This window comes from Kitasatospora sp. NPDC058478 (assembly GCF_042720345.1).
Lineage (GTDB): Bacteria > Actinomycetota > Actinomycetes > Streptomycetales > Streptomycetaceae > Kitasatospora.
Genome location: NZ_JBHXML010000171.1, coordinates 1 through 1,143, shown reverse-complemented (window position 1 = coordinate 1,143; position 1,143 = coordinate 1). Strand labels below are relative to the sequence as shown.

The window sequence follows — 1,143 nt, the reverse complement described above, 5'->3', positions numbered from 1 at the left end:
CGCCCTAGTGTCCTGAGTCTGGAATTCGCTTCAGATATCCGGCGAGGCGTTCGAGGATCTCGTCGGCGGTCTTGGTCCAGACGTAGGGCTTCGGGTCGGTGTTCCAGGTGGCGATCCAGTCACGGATGTCGGCTTCGAGGGCCTGGACGGACTTGTGGACGCCTCGCCGTATCTGCTTGTTCGTCAGCTCGGCGAACCAGCGCTCGACCAGGTTCAGCCATGACGAGCCGGTCGGGGTGAAGTGCAGGTGGAACCGGGGATGCGTCACCAGCCAGGTCTTGATCGCCGGGGTCTTGTGGGTGGCGTAGTTGTCCAGCACCAGGTGAACGTCCAGCCCCTCGGGGACCTCCCTGTCCAGCCGGAGCAGGAACTTCTTGAACTCCTCGGCCCGGTGGCGGCGGTGAAGCGAGCCGATGACCTTGCCGGTGGCGACCTCGAGTGCGGCGAACAGCGTGGTGGTGCCGTGGCGGACGTAGTCGGCGGTCATCCGCTGCGGCACGCCCGGCATCATCGGCAGCACCGGCTGGGACCGGTCGAGCGCCTGGATCTGGGATTTCTCGTCCACGCAGAACACCAGGGCCCGCTCGGGCGGGTCGAGGTAGAGGCCGACCACGTCGTGGACCTTGTCCACGAAGTACGGGTCGGTGGACAGCTTGAAGGTCTCGGCGCGGTGCGGCTGCAGTCCGAACGCGCGCCAGACCCGTGACACGGTGGACTGCGACAGGCCGGTCTCCCTGGCCATCGACCGGGTCGACCAGTGCGTGGCGTCCTTCGGGGTGCGTTCCAGGGTCTTGGCGACCAGGTCGGCCACCTGCTCGTCGGTCACCGTGCGGGGGCCGCCCGACCTGGGCATGTCGCCCAGGCCGGCGATCCGGTGCTCGACGAACCGGGCGCGCCACCGGCCGACCGCGTGCGGGGTCGATCCCAGCCGCTCCGCGACGTCCTTGTTCGACGCGCCGCTCGCGCACTCCAGGATGATCCGGCACCGCAAAGCCCAGGCCTGCGGCGTCGACCGGCGACGCACCCACCCCTCCAGGGCGGCCCGCTCGTCGTCCGACAACACCAACTCGACCTTTGGTCGACCCGTCCGCGCCATAGGCCAAGTCTATATTTATGAATGAAATTCCAGACTCAGGACACTAG

Annotated in this window: 1 protein-coding gene; it reads right to left on the bottom strand. The window is 67.5% G+C overall.

Annotated elements, in window-relative coordinates; translation table 11 throughout:
* Positions 1-4: 4 nt before the first annotated feature.
* Positions 5-1,096 carry an IS630 family transposase gene (locus ACFWPT_RS40930; protein WP_380426430.1) on the bottom strand — a complete coding sequence of 364 codons (1,092 nt, stop codon included), beginning with the start codon at positions 1,094-1,096 and terminating at the stop codon, positions 5-7.
* Positions 1,097-1,143: the final 47 nt, after the last annotated feature.